12 protein-coding genes are annotated in these 14,979 nt (G+C 65.8%); 5 read left to right on the forward strand and 7 right to left on the reverse strand.

What is annotated here, in order from left to right; translation table 11 throughout:
• Window positions 1–554, forward strand: a 554-nt coding sequence (locus OC446_RS26150; protein ID WP_262031926.1) for an FAD-dependent monooxygenase, incomplete at its 5' end; no start/stop codon positions are given.
• 88 nt (window positions 555–642) lie between these two features.
• Here OC446_RS26150 and OC446_RS26155 read toward each other — a convergent pair.
• Entirely contained in the window at window positions 643–1,614 is a 972-nt protein-coding gene (locus tag OC446_RS26155; RefSeq protein WP_262031927.1) for an AEC family transporter, read from the reverse strand.
• A gap of 221 nt (window positions 1,615–1,835) precedes the next feature.
• Between OC446_RS26155 and hspQ the strand changes: the two genes are divergently transcribed.
• A complete protein-coding gene (hspQ, locus tag OC446_RS26160) occupies window positions 1,836–2,165 on the forward strand; it encodes a heat shock protein HspQ (RefSeq protein ID WP_262031928.1) in 330 nt (109 codons plus the stop codon).
• A gap of 74 nt (window positions 2,166–2,239) precedes the next feature.
• Here hspQ and OC446_RS26165 read toward each other — a convergent pair whose 3' ends face one another.
• Window positions 2,240–3,025, reverse strand: coding sequence for an invasion associated locus B family protein (locus OC446_RS26165; RefSeq protein ID WP_262031929.1), 786 nt, complete (start codon window positions 3,023–3,025; stop codon window positions 2,240–2,242).
• Between the two features lie 218 nt (window positions 3,026–3,243).
• Between OC446_RS26165 and OC446_RS26170 the strand changes: the two genes are divergently transcribed.
• On the forward strand, window positions 3,244–5,058 hold the full coding sequence (locus OC446_RS26170; protein WP_262031930.1) for an extracellular solute-binding protein: 1,815 nt from the start codon (window positions 3,244–3,246) through the stop codon (window positions 5,056–5,058).
• A gap of 128 nt (window positions 5,059–5,186) precedes the next feature.
• Entirely contained in the window at window positions 5,187–5,531 is a 345-nt protein-coding gene (locus tag OC446_RS26175; protein WP_262031931.1) for a hypothetical protein, read from the forward strand.
• Between the two features lie 181 nt (window positions 5,532–5,712).
• Here OC446_RS26175 and mfd read toward each other — a convergent pair whose 3' ends face one another.
• Both mfd and OC446_RS26185 read right to left on the reverse strand, forming a co-directional pair.
• Window positions 5,713–9,234, reverse strand: coding sequence for a transcription-repair coupling factor (gene mfd, locus OC446_RS26180; RefSeq protein ID WP_262031932.1), 3,522 nt, complete (start codon window positions 9,232–9,234; stop codon window positions 5,713–5,715).
• Window positions 9,235–9,503: 269 nt separating this feature from the next.
• Entirely contained in the window at window positions 9,504–9,800 is a 297-nt protein-coding gene (locus OC446_RS26185) for a succinate dehydrogenase assembly factor 2 (RefSeq protein WP_262031933.1), read from the reverse strand.
• 136 nt (window positions 9,801–9,936) lie between these two features.
• Between OC446_RS26185 and recG the strand changes: the two genes are divergently transcribed.
• Window positions 9,937–12,054 carry an ATP-dependent DNA helicase RecG gene (gene recG, locus OC446_RS26190; protein WP_262031934.1) on the forward strand — a complete coding sequence of 706 codons (2,118 nt, stop codon included), beginning with the start codon at window positions 9,937–9,939 and terminating at the stop codon, window positions 12,052–12,054.
• Here recG and OC446_RS26195 read toward each other — a convergent pair.
• The 3 genes from OC446_RS26195 to OC446_RS26205 all read right to left on the reverse strand — a co-directional run.
• A complete protein-coding gene (locus OC446_RS26195) occupies window positions 12,006–12,575 on the reverse strand; it encodes a GNAT family N-acetyltransferase (RefSeq protein ID WP_262031935.1) in 570 nt (189 codons plus the stop codon). The genes recG and OC446_RS26195 overlap by 49 nt on opposite strands.
• Window positions 12,572–14,398: a glutamine--fructose-6-phosphate transaminase (isomerizing) gene (glmS, locus tag OC446_RS26200; protein ID WP_262031936.1), complete on the reverse strand. Its 1,827-nt coding sequence runs from the start codon at window positions 14,396–14,398 to the stop codon at window positions 12,572–12,574. The genes OC446_RS26195 and glmS overlap by 4 nt, the downstream gene beginning before the upstream one ends.
• Before the next feature lie 110 nt (window positions 14,399–14,508).
• Window positions 14,509–14,979, reverse strand: a 471-nt coding sequence (locus OC446_RS26205) for a DapH/DapD/GlmU-related protein (RefSeq protein ID WP_315986546.1), incomplete at its 5' end; no start/stop codon positions are given.

Genomic DNA, 14,979 nt, shown 5'->3' on the forward strand with positions numbered 1-14,979 from the left:
CCGGCCGCCGCTCGAGCCTCGTCTGGGTCACCAGCAGGGATGAGGCCGAGCGCCTCTCGAAGCTCGACGACGCGGCCCTGGCGCTTGCCATCGAGCGGCAGGCGCAATCGCATCTCGGCGCCATGCGGATCGACGGTCCGCGCGGGCTCGTGCCCATGAGCGGTCTCTCGGTCGGTCGCTACCAGGCGCGGCACCTCGCCCTGGTGGGAGAGGCCGCCCATGTGTTTCCGCCCATCGGCGCCCAGGGCCTCAACCTCGGCTTCCGCGACGTGGCCTCGCTCCGAGATGCGGTCGTCGACGGCCACGACGCGGGCCAATCCCCGGGATCGGACGAGACCCTGGCCGGCTACCAGCGCAGTCGGGACCTCGACGTCCGCCTGCGCACGGCCGCCGTGGACGGGCTCAACCGGACGCTCCTCACCGGCATGATCCCGACCGATTTCCTGCGCGGCGCCGGGCTTCTGGCCTTGAGCAATATCGGCCCCCTGCGCCGGATCGTCATGCGCGAGGGCGTCCTCCCGCGCGTGGGCGTGCCGCGGTTGATGCAGGGTTAGGGCCGTCTCGCCCCTGCCACGCCTTCCGGCAGAAGAACACGTGGATCCCCGGGTCAAGCCCGGGGATGACGAAGTGGTAGCACGTCCCTCACGGAAACAGATCGTAAGGCAAAGCCCCGGTCTTAGTGGTGAGGTAGAGAATGCCCGTCAGGGTGAACATCGACACCAGGGTGCCGACGAGCACGCAGGCCGACGCGCGCTCGACGCCCACGTTGTATTGGGTCGAGATGACGAAGATGTTGAGGGCGGGCGGCAGGGCCGCCATGATCATCGCCGCGTAGGTCCAGGCGGGGCCGAAATCGCCCACGGCCGACAGCACCACCCAGACCAGCAGCGGGTGCAGGATCAGCTTGATGAACACCAGCGCGGGAACCTCCCCCGGCATCTGCCGCAGGGGACGCAGGGCCACCGTCACACCGAGGATGAACAACGCGCAGGGCGCGGCCGCCCCGGAGAGCCAGTTGACGATCTGCTCGGCGGGCCCGGGAAGCTGAAGATGCAGATAGCTTGCCGCGATGCCGACCGCCGTGGCCACATTGAACGGGTGGGTCACCACGCGCCAGACGATCCTGCGGATCGTCGCGATCAGGCTGAGCTTGTCGAGGCCTGCCATCGACATCAGCAGCGGGACCACGGAGAACAGGAACAGGTTGTCGAAGACGAAGATGAGGACGACCGGAGCGCTGGCCGCGGCACCGATGGCCGCGAGGATCAGGGGCGGCCCCATATAGCCGATATTGGAATAAGACCCGGCCACGCCCTGCATGACAGATTGCGGCAGGTCCTTCGTGTAGCGCCAGCCGGTCGCGAACGACAGCACGAAGGCGCAGGCGGTCGAGAAGGTGGTCGCCGCGATGAACGGCCAGTTCGCCAGCTCATCCAAGGGCTTGTCCGCGATGAGCCGGTAGAACAGGCAGGGCAGCGCCACGTAGATCAGGAAGAACTGCATCCAGGCGAGTCCGGCTTCGGGCTGCTTCACGACCCTGCCGCAGAAGAAGCCGAGCCCGATGAGGCCGAAGAACGGGGCAAGAAGGTTGAACAGCCCGATCAGGTCGGACATCGGCGGCTCCGAAGGGAAAGCGGGAGGACGGAAAAGCAGAACGGAGGTGGCGGCCACTTCTGACAAGGTTCCCATCCTGCCACAATCCTCCCTTTCGGAAGGGCGCCAGTCCCGGAACGCAGGGCTCCGGTCCGGGAAGTCTTTGCTCTCTCGATTGTGACGAACGGCCGATTTGGAGAATCTGCCCAGGATCTCTATATGAAGATCAAGGAGTTAAGACCATGAAAGCGAGTTCAGCAAAATTCGCGATCGGCCAAGTGGTTCGGCATCGGGTCTTCGATTTCAGGGGGCTCATCTTCGACGTCGACCCGGAATTCGACAACACCGAGGAATGGTGGCTGTCGATCCCCGAGGAGGCCCGGCCCCGCAAGGACCAGCCTTTCTACCACCTCTTCGCCGAGAACGCGGAAACCGAGTACATCGCCTACGTTTCCGAGCAGAACCTCCTGCCCGATCATTCCGACGAGCCTCTGCGCAATCCGATGATTGCCGAGATGTTCACCTTGGAAAAGAACGGCATCTACAAGGCCAAGCCGATCCTGGCGAACTGAGCCTTCATGACCGAGACAAAAGAAAACGCCGGGCTCTTGGCCCGGCGTTTCTTATTGGCTCGATGCTTGAAGCCTTACGGCTTGGGAGCAGCCGGGGCGGCCGGAGCGGCAGCGCCGGGAGCGGCAGCGCCGCCCTGACCCTGGCTCTGGAGCATGCGCTGGCGCATCTCTTCGCTCTTCTTCTGCAGCTCTTCCTGGAGCTTCTTCTGCTGCTCCTCGAGCACCTTCGGGTCGATCGGAGGACCGTCGAAGGCCTTGCCGAAGCCAGCCGCCGGGACGGCGAAGGTGAGCTCGCGACCCATCTGGTTCTGGACGCTGACGTTCAGGTTGTTGCCCTTCTTGATGGCCGCGATGAAGTCGTCCTTCACCTGAGCCTCGGCGAAGCAGCCGTTGGGCAAGCACATGACATAACGGCCGGCAATCGCCTGGCCCTGGTCCATGGCGAAGCGCAGGCCGGGCTGCAGGAGCAGGCCGAGCGGCATCACGAAGCGGACGACCTTCTGCGGCTGCTGGCCCTTCACGTCATAGACGGCGAGAGCGAGAACCGGCTGGCCCTGGTCCGACACGAAGTCGCGGGTCGTGTAGCAGATCTCGGTGCTGGTGTTCTGGTCCTTGCCGCAGACCTTCGTCCATTCCGGCTGGGACGGCTCGGCCTTCACCTGCACGACGGTCGGGCCGGTGTTCTGCTGGGCCGCACCTTGAGCGGGCTGCTGGGCCGGCGCGGCCGGACGGGTCGCCGGAGCGGCGGGCTTCGGGGCCGGCGCGGTCTGAGCCAGAACGGGTGCGCTCACCAGAAGAGCCAAGGCGGTTGCCAGGCCACGGGTCCCCCCCAGGCTCGCGAAGCGTGTCGCGAAAGACATGTTTGTGATCCTCTTCAGTCGAAAGGTCGGCTTTCGAATAAGCCGTTTATCCGGCGTGTTCTTAACCTGCAATGACGGGGTCCAAATCCATGCCGAATGTGGCGAGGACAAGACGTGTGGGGCTCCTTTAACCTTTCGCGTGGTAGGTTTCCAGTCACCTCGGGCAAATTTCTGTACAACATTGCTCAGGTGAAGTCTCGTTATGCACCGGGAGCGTCATGGGCCTCAGGCTTATACGGAATCTGCTGATCGCCGCCGCCTTTCTCATGCCAGCCCCGGGCCTCGTCGCCGGGTCCGGGCCGGAGATTGTGCGGCATGGCATCGCGATGCACGGGGAACCCGCCCTCGCACCGGATTTCGACCACCTGCCCTATGCCAACCCGCAGGCGCCGAGGGGCGGGCGAATCACGCTGGCCCTCCAGGGCACCTTCGACAGCCTCAACCCGCTGATCGTGCTCGGCGTCGCCCCGGACGCGGTTCCACGGTACGTCCTCCAAAGCCTGATGATGCGCTCCACCGACGAGCCGTTCACGATCTACGGCCTCGTCGCCCGCACCGTCGAGATGCCGGAGGACCGGAGTTCCATCACCTTCAACCTCGATCCCCGGGCCCGATTCTCCGACGGCCACCCGCTGTCGGCCGAGGACGTGCGCTTCTCGTTCGAGGCACTGAAAAAATACGGCAAGCCCTTCCACCGCTCCAGCTTCGGTCAGGTGAAGGCGGTCGAGATCCTGGACCCGCACCGCATCCGGTTCGACCTGTCCGGCTCCAACGACCGGGAGCTGCCGCTGCTCATCGGCATGACGATGCCGATCTTCCCGGCACACGCCACGAACCTCGAGACCTTCGACCGGACCTCCCTGACCCCGCCCATCGGCTCAGGTCCCTACGCCCTGACCGAGGTTCGGCCGGGCGAGCGGGTCGTGCTGACCCGCCGCAAGGATTACTGGGGCGAGGATCTGGCCGTCACCCGAGGGCTCTATAACTTCGACGAGATCCGGTACGATTTCTATCGCGACGCCAACACCCTGTTCGAGGCCTTCAAGGCGGGGCTCTACGATTTCCGGATCGAGGGCGATCCGGGCCAATGGGCCACGGGCTACGACATTCCCGCCGTCCGGGACGGCCGCATCGTCCGGGAGACCCTGACGACCCGGCTGCCCAAGGGCATGAACGGCTTCGTGTTCAACACCCGAAAAGCCCTCTTCGCCGACGTCCGGGTCCGGGAAGCCCTGAGCTACCTGTTCGACTTCGACTGGGTGAACCGCAACCTCTATTTCGGCCAGCTGACCCGCTCGGACAGCTACTTCGCCGGTTCGGACCTTGCCTCCACCGGCAGGCCCGCCGATGAGCGGGAGCGCGCCCTGCTGGCGGCCTTCCCCGGCGCCGTGCGCGAGGATGTCCTCGAAGGCCGATGGGAGCCACCCGCCGGCGACGGCTCGGGCCGCGACCGGGAGATGGCGCGGCGCGCCCTCGCGCTCCTCTCCGAGGCCGGCTGGGTGCTGGAGAACGACGTCCTGCGGAAGAAAGGCACGGGCGAGCCCTTCGCGTTCGAGATGCTGGTCAATTCCCGCTCTCAGGAGCGGCTCGCCCTCAACTTCTCGCAGTCCTTGAGCCGCATCGGCGTCCAGGCCCGGGTGCGCCTCGTGGACGACGTGCAGTACTGGCGCCGCCTCGCCCGGTTCGATTTCGACATGGTCCAGTGGCTCTGGCCCGGAACGCCCTCCCCGGGCAACGAGCAGCGCAACCGCTGGGGTTCCGCGGCGGCGCAGAGGGGCGGATCCCAGAACCACGCGGGAGTTGCCTCCCCGGCGGTGGACCGCCTGATCGACGCCCTTCTGGAGGCGAAAAGCCGTGAGGATTTTCTCTCGGCCGTGCGGGCGCTCGACCGGACTCTCCTGTCCGAATTCTATGTCGTCCCTCTTTTTTACCTGAAAGACCAATGGCTTGCCTACAAGAGCGACCTGAGACGTCCGGACAGGACGCCGCTCATGGGCACCAATATCGATACCTGGTGGCGCGATCCGCATTAATCCGGATGGGCGGTGCATGGGGCCTATTGTTGAGCTTCCATTCATGTAGATGATGAAACAAATGCTCTGCTTCGACGTTAGGTGTGCACCTCCTGTCCATCTGTCGCGTCCAACTGCAGGGTATCGTCATGAACGCAATGCCGAAGGTTCTCGTCGTCGACGACGGCGACCGTGATCCCGACAGTGCTCTGTCGATGGAACTGGCCGGCATGGGCTATGCGAGCGTCACGACACCTTTTGAGGCCGCCGATGATGTTCTAGCCCTGATTCCGAGCCCGGCCGCCGTGGTCCTGCAAATGCCCCGCCATGCCGGCTGGGCCGAGCGCCGCCGTTTTCTGGAACTCGCCAGCCGCCTGCGCAAGAACCTGGCCGCGAGTGGCACCCCGGTCATCCTCACGGGCGGCGTCAGCGGTGCCGCCACGATGCTTCAGAGCCAGCTCGGCATGCAGGCCGTCGCCGCGCAGGACATGTGAGTTTCCGTCTCTTCGGATCCCACTCTCACGTCATGGCCGGCCTTGTGCCGGCCATCTCGATTGGAAAGGTACTGCTGCGCTCCACATAAACGAGATCACCGGCACAAGGCCGGTGATGACGTAGCAGGGCGGCATTCTGGCTCCGCTTGGCGGCCCTGGAAGGACGCGATGCACCCACCCCTTACGCCGCCTTCTTCTCCGCGATGCGCACGAGGCTGCGCAGGATCGTCGTCGCGGCCTTGATGCGCTCGTCCGGGGTCTCGGTATCGCGCACGAACACGATTTTCATGTCGGGACGCACCTTCGCGAAGGAAGCCTGCTCCGTGACGTAGGAGATCAACCCGGTCGGGTTGGCGAAGGAATTGTCGCGGAACGAGATGATGATGCCCTTCGGCCCGCCGTCCACCTTCTCCACGTTGGCGCGGCGGCAGAGCACCTTGATCGCCATGATCTTGAGAAGCTGGTCGACCTCCGACGGCACCGGCCCGAACCGGTCCACCAGCTCCGCCCGGAACGCGTCGATCTCCTGGTCGGCCTCGAAGGTCGAGAGGCGGCGGTAGAGGCCTAGCCGCAATTGCAGATCGGCGATATAGCTCTCCGGAATCATGACCGGCGCTCCGACCGCGATGGTGGGCGACCATTGATCCTCGGTGGGCTCCTCGATGCCGGCTTTCAGCTGCGCCACGGCTTCCTCCAGCATCTGCTGGTAGAGCTCGTAACCCACTTCCTTGATGTGACCGGACTGCTCCTCGCCGAGCAGGTTGCCCGCGCCGCGGATGTCGAGATCGTGCGAGGCGAGCTGGAAGCCCGCACCCAAGGTGTCGAGGGTCTGGAGCACCTTCAGGCGCCGCTCGGCCTGGACCGTCAGGGTCTTGTTCGCCGGAACGGAGAACAGGGCATAGGCACGGGTCTTCGAGCGACCGACGCGGCCGCGCAGCTGATAGAGCTGTGACAGGCCGAACATGTCGGCCCGGTGGACGATCAGCGTGTTGGCCGTCGGGATGTCGAGGCCCGATTCCACGATGGTGGTGGAGAGCAGGATATCGTACTTGCCCTCGTAGAAGGCCGTCATGACGTCCTCCAGCTGGCCCGCCGCCATCTGGCCGTGCGCCACCGCCACCTTGGCCTCCGGGACCTCCTTGTCGAGGAAGGCCTTCACGTCGGCGAGGTCGTCCAGGCGCGGCACCACGTAGAAGGCCTGGCCGCCGCGGTAGCGCTCGCGCAGCAGCGCCTCGCGGATCAGGAGCGGATCGAAGGGCGTGATGAAGGTCCGCACCGCGAGGCGGTCCACCGGCGGCGTCGTGATCAGCGACAGCTCGCGCACGCCGGTCAGCGCCAGCTGCAGGGTGCGCGGGATCGGGGTGGCCGAGAGGGTCAGCACGTGCACCTCGGCGCGCAGCTCCTTGAGGCGCTCCTTGTGGCTCACGCCGAAATGCTGCTCCTCGTCCACGATGATGAGACCTAGGTCCTTGAACTTGATGGTCTTGCCGAGCACCGCATGGGTGCCGATGACGATGTCGACCGACCCGTCGGTCAGCCCCTCCTTGGTCTTCTTCATCTCGGCGGCCGGCACGAAGCGCGAGGCCTGCGCCACGTTCAGCGGCAGGCCACGGAAGCGGTCGCAGAAGGTGCGGTAATGCTGGCGGGCCAGCAGGGTCGTCGGCACCACCACGGCGACCTGCTTGCCGCTCATGGCGGCCACGAAGGCGGCACGCAGCGCGACCTCCGTCTTGCCGAAACCCACGTCACCGCAGACGAGGCGATCCATCGGGCGGCCGGAGGCCATGTCGTCCAGCACCGCCTCGATGGCGTTGAGCTGGTCCTCGGTCTCGTCATAGGGGAAGCGGGCCGCGAATTCGTCGTAGAGCCCTTCCGGCGGGGTCAGGCGCGGCGCATCCTTGAGGATGCGAGCGGCAGCGATCTTCATGAGCGCGCCCGCCGTCTCGCGGATGCGCTGCTTCATGCGCGCCTTGCGGGCCTGCCAGGCGCCGCCGCCGAGCTTGTCGAGCTGGACTTCCGTCTCCTCAGACCCGTAGCGGGTCAGAAGCTCGATATTCTCCACCGGCAGGAACAGGCGGTCGCCGCCCGCATAATGCAGCTCGAGGCAATCGTGCGGGGCGCCCGCCGCCTCGATGGTCTTCAGGCCCTCGAAGCGCCCGATGCCGTGATCCACGTGGACCACGAGGTCGCCCGGCGTGAGCGCCGCGACCTCGGTCAAAAAGTCCTGCGGCCGCTTGGACTTGCGCTTCTGGCGCACGAGGCGGTCGCCAAGAATGTCCTGCTCGCTGATGACGGCGAGGTCGGCCGTCTCGAAACCGGATTCCAGCGGCCAGATCCCCACGGGAATCTCGTTGCGCGGATAGGCCATCGCGTCTGAGAACCGGGTGATGGGCTTCGTCTGGCGCAGGTCATGGTCCTGGAGCACGTGGCAGAGGCGCTCGCGGGAGCCTTCGGTCCAGGCCCCGAGCATGACCCGCTTCTTGCCTGACTGCAGCTCGCGGATGTGCCGGACCACGGCCTCGAACACGTTCGCATTCTCGTCCGCGCGCTCGGCGATGAAGTTGCGCCCCTGCCGGGCCTCGCAATCGATGACCAGACGGCCGGCCGATTCCGGCATGGCGAAGGGCGTCAGCCGGGCGAGCGGCATCTTGGCGGTGCGCTCGGACCATTCCTCAGGCTTGAAGTACAGCGCGTCCGGCGGCAGCGGACGATAGGGCGCCACGCCGGGCTGGTTCTGCCCCATCGTTTCGCGGCGGGCGTCGTAATAATCCTTCACCTGAGACAGGCGTTCGGCGGCGGCATCGTCGGCCAGGGTGTCGAACACCACCGGGATGCCCGGAAGATAGTCGAACAGGGTGTCGAGATGGTCGTGGAACAGGGGCATCCAGTGTTCGAGGCCCGGATAGCGCCGCCCCTCGCTGATCGCCTCATAGAGCCTATCGTCCCGGGTCGGCGCGCCGAAGGCCGCCACATAGGCCTGCCGGAATCGCTTGATGCTCTCCGTGGTGAGCTGGACCTCGCTCATGGGCACGAGATCGAGGGCTCGCAGGGTGCCGACCGTGCGCTGGGTCTCCGGATCGAAGGCGCGGATCGATTCCAGGGCGTCGCCGAAGAAATCCAGGCGCACAGGATTGGGAAGCCCAGCCGGGAAAAGGTCGATGATGCCGCCGCGGACCGCGTATTCGCCCGTGTCCCGCACGGTGCCAGTGCGCAGGAAGCCGTTGGCTTCGAGCCAGTTGATGAGCTGAGTCGTATCGACCACGTTGCCCGGCGCCGCCGAGAAGGTCTCGGCCGCGATGCGCGCCTTGGGCGGCACACGCTGGACCAGGGCGTTCACCGTGGTCGAGAGGATGCGCGGCTTGTCCTCGGAGGTCTTCGAGCGGGCAAGGCGGGCCAGCGTCGTCATCCGCTGCGCCGTGATCGCCGCATTGGGCGAGACCCGGTCATAGGGCTGGCAGTCCCAGGCCGGGAAGGTCAGGATCTCGACCTCGGGCGCGATGAAGGCGAGGCTGTTGGCAAAGTTCTGCTGCCGCTGGCCGTCCCGCGCCACATGGACCAGAACCGCCGGCCCCTCCACCTGACCCGACAGGCCGCGTGCGAGATCGGCGACGGCCAGCGCGTCGAAGCCGTCCGGCACGCTGGACAGCGTCAGGCTTTGTCCCTTCTTCAGGGCGTCGAGAGCACGGGTCAGGGCTGGCTTCATGATGAGGTATCGGGTCAGAGATCAAGAAGAACGCGGGCCGGAGGGCGCGGTTCGTCGAATTGAAGGAGCGACGAGGTTTAGTCCGAGGTCAGGGCTCCTGTCATCCCTATCCACATCATCACCGGCCTTGAGCCGGTGATCTCGACTGGAAAGGCTCCCCTGGTGTCATTCCCGGCCGGAGCGCAGCGGAGGGGAAGGGAATCCACCCGCGTGCTCAGCGCCTTGGATCCCCTTCCCGCACTGCGTGCGCCGGGGATGACAAGGTGGCGTCAGCTGTGAATCGGCGACGTGTGGGTGTGAAACGCCTTCAGCCTCTTGAACAGCGGCGTGTTGTAGTTTGACGGCGTCTCGATCTCGCCGGTGATCCAGCCGAGAAGGTCGCGGTCGGTCACCTCGATCAGGCGCTCGAACTCGTCGAGATCCTCCTCGGAGAGCTCCCCGATCTCCGCATCGGCGAAACGGCCCATGATCAGATCCATCTCCCGCATGCCCCGATGCCAGGAGCGATACAGGATCTGCCTGCGGCGGGTATCGAGGCCGGCGCTGCTGCGTGTCGTTCCGCTCATGGCTTTGCTCCAATCGATTAACGATGCACCGCGTAAGGGATTGAGCATCGGATAGCTCCCGAAAGGACATTCCTCTTTTGGGTCCGATGCACTAGCCGCTATATAACCATCTCCCTTCCCGTTGCCACCCATTTGCATGTCCTTGCGTCCGTCCATTCTCGATCCGCTCTTCGCCCCGGCCAACACCCTGCCCGGCGTCGGGCCGAAGATCGCCCCCCTGCTGGACCGCCTCCTCGGCGAGCCGGGCAAGCCCACGCGCGTCGTGGACCTGCTGTTCCACGTGCCGACCAGCGGCATCTCCCGCGAGATGAAGGGCTCCGTCGCCGATGCCCCCGTGGGCGAGCCGGTGACGCTCTCCGTGACCGTCGTGGGGCACCGTCCGCCGCCGCCCGGCCGCCGGGCGCCCTACCGGATCCTCGTGGAGGACGAGACCGGGGATGTGACGCTGATCTTCTTCAACGGTCAGAAGGCCCGCCTAGAGAAGATCCTACCGGTAGGCGAGCGCCGCTATGTCTCGGGCAAGATCGAGCTGTGGGACGGACGACGCCAGATGATCCATCCGGACCGGATCCTCGATGAGAAGGGCATCGCCGACCTGCCCGCCGTCGAGGCCGTCTACGGCCTCACCGAGGGACTCTCCTCCCGAATGGTCGGGAAGTATATCGGGACCGCCCTCGACCGCGTTCCACATTTGCCGGAGTGGCAGGATGCAGCCTGGCTCGACCGGAATGCCCTGCCCGATTTCCGGCAGGCGCTCCATGCCCTGCACAGGCCGGACAACGCCGCGCAGCTCTCCGAGGAGGCGATCGCCAAATCCGCCCCGCGCCGGCGCCTCGCCTATGACGAACTCCTGGCTTCCCAGCTGGCGCTCGCCCTGGTGAGAAGCCGCATGAGGCGGCTGCCGGGCCGAGTGAATGCGGGCGACGGGCACTTGGTCGAGCGGCTGAAGGCCGCCCTGCCCTTCGGCCTGACCGGGTCCCAGGCCCAGGCCATCGAGGACATCCGGCAGGACCTGACCTCCGACAAGAAGATGCTGCGCCTGCTCCAGGGCGATGTGGGCTCGGGCAAGACCGTGGTCGGACTGCTCACCATGGCGAGCGCCATTGAGGCGGGCCGGCAGGCCGCCATGATGGCCCCGACTGAGATCCTCGCCCGCCAGCATTACGAGCGACTCGCCCCCATGGCCGAACAGGCCGGGCTGACCATTGCGCTTCTCACCGGGCGCGAGAAGGGCGTCGCGCGCCGCACCATCCTGGCCGGGCTCGCCGACGGCAGCGTCCAGATCGCGGTCGGGACCCACGCCCTGTTCCAGGAAGGCGTCGCGTTCCAGGATCTCGGCGTCGCCGTGGTGGACGAGCAGCATCGCTTCGGCGTGCACCAGCGCCTCGCGCTCGGCTCCAAGGGCGAAGCGGTCGATATCCTCGTCATGACCGCCACCCCGATCCCGCGCACCCTGGCGCTCACCTATTTCGGCGACATGGACGTGTCCGTGCTGTCCGAGAAGCCCGCCGGCCGCAAGCCCATCGCCACGAAGCTCATTTCCATCGACCGCCTGGACGAGGTGGTGGGCGGCATCGGGCGCGCCGTCGCCAACGGCGATCAAGTCTATTGGGTCTGCCCGCTCGTAGGCGAATCCGAATCCATCGACCTCGCGGCCGCGGAGGAACGCTTCGAGATGCTCAAGAGCTTCTTCGGCGATCAGGTCGGCCTCGTCCACGGCAAGATGGCCGGCAAGGACAAGGACGCCGCCATGGAGCGCTTCTCCAGCGGCGAGACCAAGATCCTGGTCTCCACCACGGTGATCGAGGTCGGCGTCGACGTGCCGAACGCGACCATCATGGTGATCGAGCACGCCGAGCGCTTCGGCCTCGCCCAGCTTCACCAGCTGCGCGGCCGCATCGGCCGGGGGTCGAAATCCTCCACCTGCCTGCTGGTCTACAAGGGACCCCTCGGCCAGGTCGCACAAGCGCGGCTCGAGATGATGCGTCAGACCGAGGACGGTTTCCGCATCGCCGAGGAAGACCTGCGCCTGCGTGGCGAGGGCGAGGTCCTGGGCACGCGCCAATCCGGCGCCCCCGGCTTCAAGCTCGCCCGCCTGGAGACGGACGGCGATCTCCTCGGGGCTGCCCGGGACGATGCCCGCCTGATCGTCGACCGGGACCCCGATCTCGTCAGCGAGCGCGGACAGGCTCTGCGGGTGCTGCTCTACCTGTTCGAGCGGGACTCGGCGATCCGGCTGCTGCGGGCGGGCTGATCGAGGCGCAGCGCCATGACGCAACGTCGGGTCGGATCGTGCCCGGCCTCTGCCTCCTCACTCAGCTTTCTGCGGTGTCCGGGTCCGGCCTCGTCCGGATCGACCTCGACGAAGCCCAGCCGGGCATAGAACGGCCCGTTCCACGACAGGTCGCGGTAGGTCGTCAGCGTCACGGCACCGAATGCCATCCGCCTGCCATGATCTATGGCAGCTTCTATCAACCGGATACCGATGCCCCGACGCTGGTGCGACAGGCCAACCGAGACCTCCGCGATGTGGAACGATCCGTCCAGTGCATGGCCGGCGAGGAAGCCGACCGGCTCGTCGCGCCCGTCCACCGCCACCCAGAGAGTTCCGTTGCGGCACAGGGCGGCCAGGACGCCGGGGTCCATCGTATCCCCGTCGGCGAGCCACCCCAGGCCGACATCCCGGAAGACGGACGCGGCGGAGCGCTCGACGGGCCCCAGTCCGTCCAGATCGTCCGGGCGTGCCAAGCGGATGGAATAGCCGGAAGGGCTCACTCCACCGTCACGGATTTGGCGAGATTCCGCGGCTGATCCACGTCCTTGCCCATGAAAACGGCCGTGTGATAGGCGAGCAGCTGGATCGGAACCGCGTTCACGATCGGGGCCACGATCGGATGCACGGACGGCATCACGATGGTCGCCATGGTGTCGAGACCGGCCTCCAGCGCGCCGCGCTCGTCCGTGATGAGGATGATACGGCCGCCGCGGGCAGCCACTTCCTGCATGTTGGACACGGTCTTCTCGAAGATGTTGTCGTGAGGCGCGATCACGATCACGGGCATCGTCTCGTCGATCAGCGCGATGGGACCATGCTTGAGCTCGCCCGCCGCATAGCCTTCCGCGTGAATATACGAGATTTCCTTGAGCTTCAGGGCCCCTTCCATGGCGAGCGGATAGGATGTGCCGCGCCCGAGATAGAGCACATCCTTGGCCTTGGAGAGGTCGCGCGCCAGGATCTCGATCTGGTGCTCGCGCTTCATCGCTTCGGTCATCTGGCCTGGAACGGCCATGAGGGCGTTCACCAGTTCCTTTTCATCCTCGACGCTAAGCGTGCCGCGGGCCCGGCCGGCCGCGATCGCGAGGGACAGGAGCACCGTGAGCTGACAGGTGAAGGCCTTGGTCGAGGCCACCCCCACCTCGACGCCCGCGAGCGTCTGCGCGATCACGTTGCTCTCACGCGCCATGGTGGAGGTCAGTACGTTCACGACGGAGAGCGTATGCTGCTTTTCGGCGGTGGCGTAGCGGAGCGAGGCCAGCGTATCCGCCGTCTCGCCCGACTGGGACACGAACAGAGCGAGGCCGCCCGGCTCCAGAGGCGCCTCCCGGTAACGGAACTCGGACGCGACATCGATCTCGACCGGGATGCGCGCCAGACGCTCGAACCAGTATTTTGAGATCAGCCCGGCGAGATAGGCCGTCCCGCAGGCGGAAATGGAGACTCTTTTCAGATCCTTGAAGTCGAAGGGCAATTCGACAGGCAATTCAACGCGTTCCGACGCGAAGTTGACATAATGCGCGAGCGTACGGCCCACGACCTCGGCCTGCTCGTGGATCTCCTTGGCCATAAAATGGCGATAGTTGCCCTTGTCGGCCAGGAAGGATCCTGCCGGGATCTTGTGGCGGACACGCTGCACCGGCTTGCCGTTCTCGTCACGGATATCGGCTCCCCTGCGGGTCAGGATCGCCCAGTCGCCGTCATCGAGATAGACCACCTCGTCAGTGAACGGCGCCAGCGCCAGCGCGTCGGACCCCAGATACATCTCGCCCTCGCCATAGCCGATGGCGAGCGGCGCGCCGTGGCGGGCGCCGATCAGAAGATCCTCCTCGCCCGAGAACAGGAAACCCAGTGCGAAAGCGCCACGCAGGCGCGGCAGAGTCACGGCGACGGCCTCGATGGGCAGGCGGCCCTGGCGAATCTCATAGGTCACCAGTTGGGCCACCACTTCGGTGTCGGTCTCCGTCTCGAACCGGATACCCTTCGCCTCGAGCCCAGTCTTCAACTCCCGGAAATTCTCGATGATGCCGTTATGGACGACCGCGAGCTTATCGGTCGCGTGCGGATGGGCATTGGTCTCGTTGGGCTTGCCGTGGGTGGCCCAACGGGTATGGCCGATCCCAATGAGGCCGGAGAGAGGAGCCTGCGAGAGCTTGGTCTCCAGGTTGCGCAGCTTGCCTTCAGCGCGCCGGCGGTCGAGGCGCCCCTCCTCCAGGGTCGCGACGCCGGCAGAATCGTAGCCCCGGTACTCCAGCCGCTTGAGAGCCTCCACGATCTGTGGCGCGACAGGGGTATTCCCGACAATTCCAACGATTCCGCACATGCCCTGAAACTTCCTCGATCCAATCCGACAGTCGTTAAGCTTCGAGCTTCCTTACAGAGGCTCGGCCCGATAGCGGAATCAACTTGCGTAACCTATTGTGACAGGAGCCTTTATCTCTTCTTGGCCGCCTGACCCTTCTCCCTGAATTCCAGGGCCCAGCCTTCTTTTACGATCTGACGTCCGCGGCCGAGACCCAAGGCGTTATCAGGGATATTGTCCGTAATAACCGATCCGGAACCGACGAATGCTCCCCTGCCGATGCTGATGGGAGCAACGAGGGAAGAGTTCGAACCGATGAAGGCGCCTTCGCCGATTTCGGTCCGGTACTTGCCGAAGCCGTCGTAATTGCAGGTGATCGTGCCGGCGCCGATATTCGCCTCGGCTCCGATGCTGGCATCGCCCAGATAGGTCAGATGGCTCACCTTCGCACCGGCCCCGAGCTCCGTGTTCTTGATCTCGACGAAATTGCCGACTTTCGCCTTCGGGCCGATCAAGGCACCGGGCCGCAGGCGGGCGAAGGGTCCGACACCCGCTCCGGATGCAATCCTGGTCCCCTCTAGGTGACTGAAGCTGTGCACGAC

It is taken from the genome of Microvirga sp. Mcv34 (genome assembly GCF_024519725.1).
Taxonomy (GTDB): Bacteria; Pseudomonadota; Alphaproteobacteria; order Rhizobiales; family Beijerinckiaceae; genus Microvirga.

Coding starts and splice junctions, on each gene's coding strand:
- OC446_RS26155 (WP_262031927.1), bottom strand. CDS start 1,614: ATGTCCGACCTGATCGGGCTGTTCAACCTTCTTGCCCCGTTCTTCGGC.
- hspQ (WP_262031928.1), top strand. CDS start 1,836: ATGAAAGCGAGTTCAGCAAAATTCGCGATCGGCCAAGTGGTTCGGCAT.
- OC446_RS26165 (WP_262031929.1), bottom strand. CDS start 3,025: ATGTCTTTCGCGACACGCTTCGCGAGCCTGGGGGGGACCCGTGGCCTG.
- OC446_RS26170 (WP_262031930.1), top strand. CDS start 3,244: ATGGGCCTCAGGCTTATACGGAATCTGCTGATCGCCGCCGCCTTTCTC.
- OC446_RS26175 (WP_262031931.1), top strand. CDS start 5,187: ATGAACGCAATGCCGAAGGTTCTCGTCGTCGACGACGGCGACCGTGAT.
- mfd (WP_262031932.1), bottom strand. CDS start 9,234: ATGAAGCCAGCCCTGACCCGTGCTCTCGACGCCCTGAAGAAGGGACAA.
- OC446_RS26185 (WP_262031933.1), bottom strand. CDS start 9,800: ATGAGCGGAACGACACGCAGCAGCGCCGGCCTCGATACCCGCCGCAGG.
- recG (WP_262031934.1), top strand. CDS start 9,937: ATGTCCTTGCGTCCGTCCATTCTCGATCCGCTCTTCGCCCCGGCCAAC.
- glmS (WP_262031936.1), bottom strand. CDS start 14,398: ATGTGCGGAATCGTTGGAATTGTCGGGAATACCCCTGTCGCGCCACAG.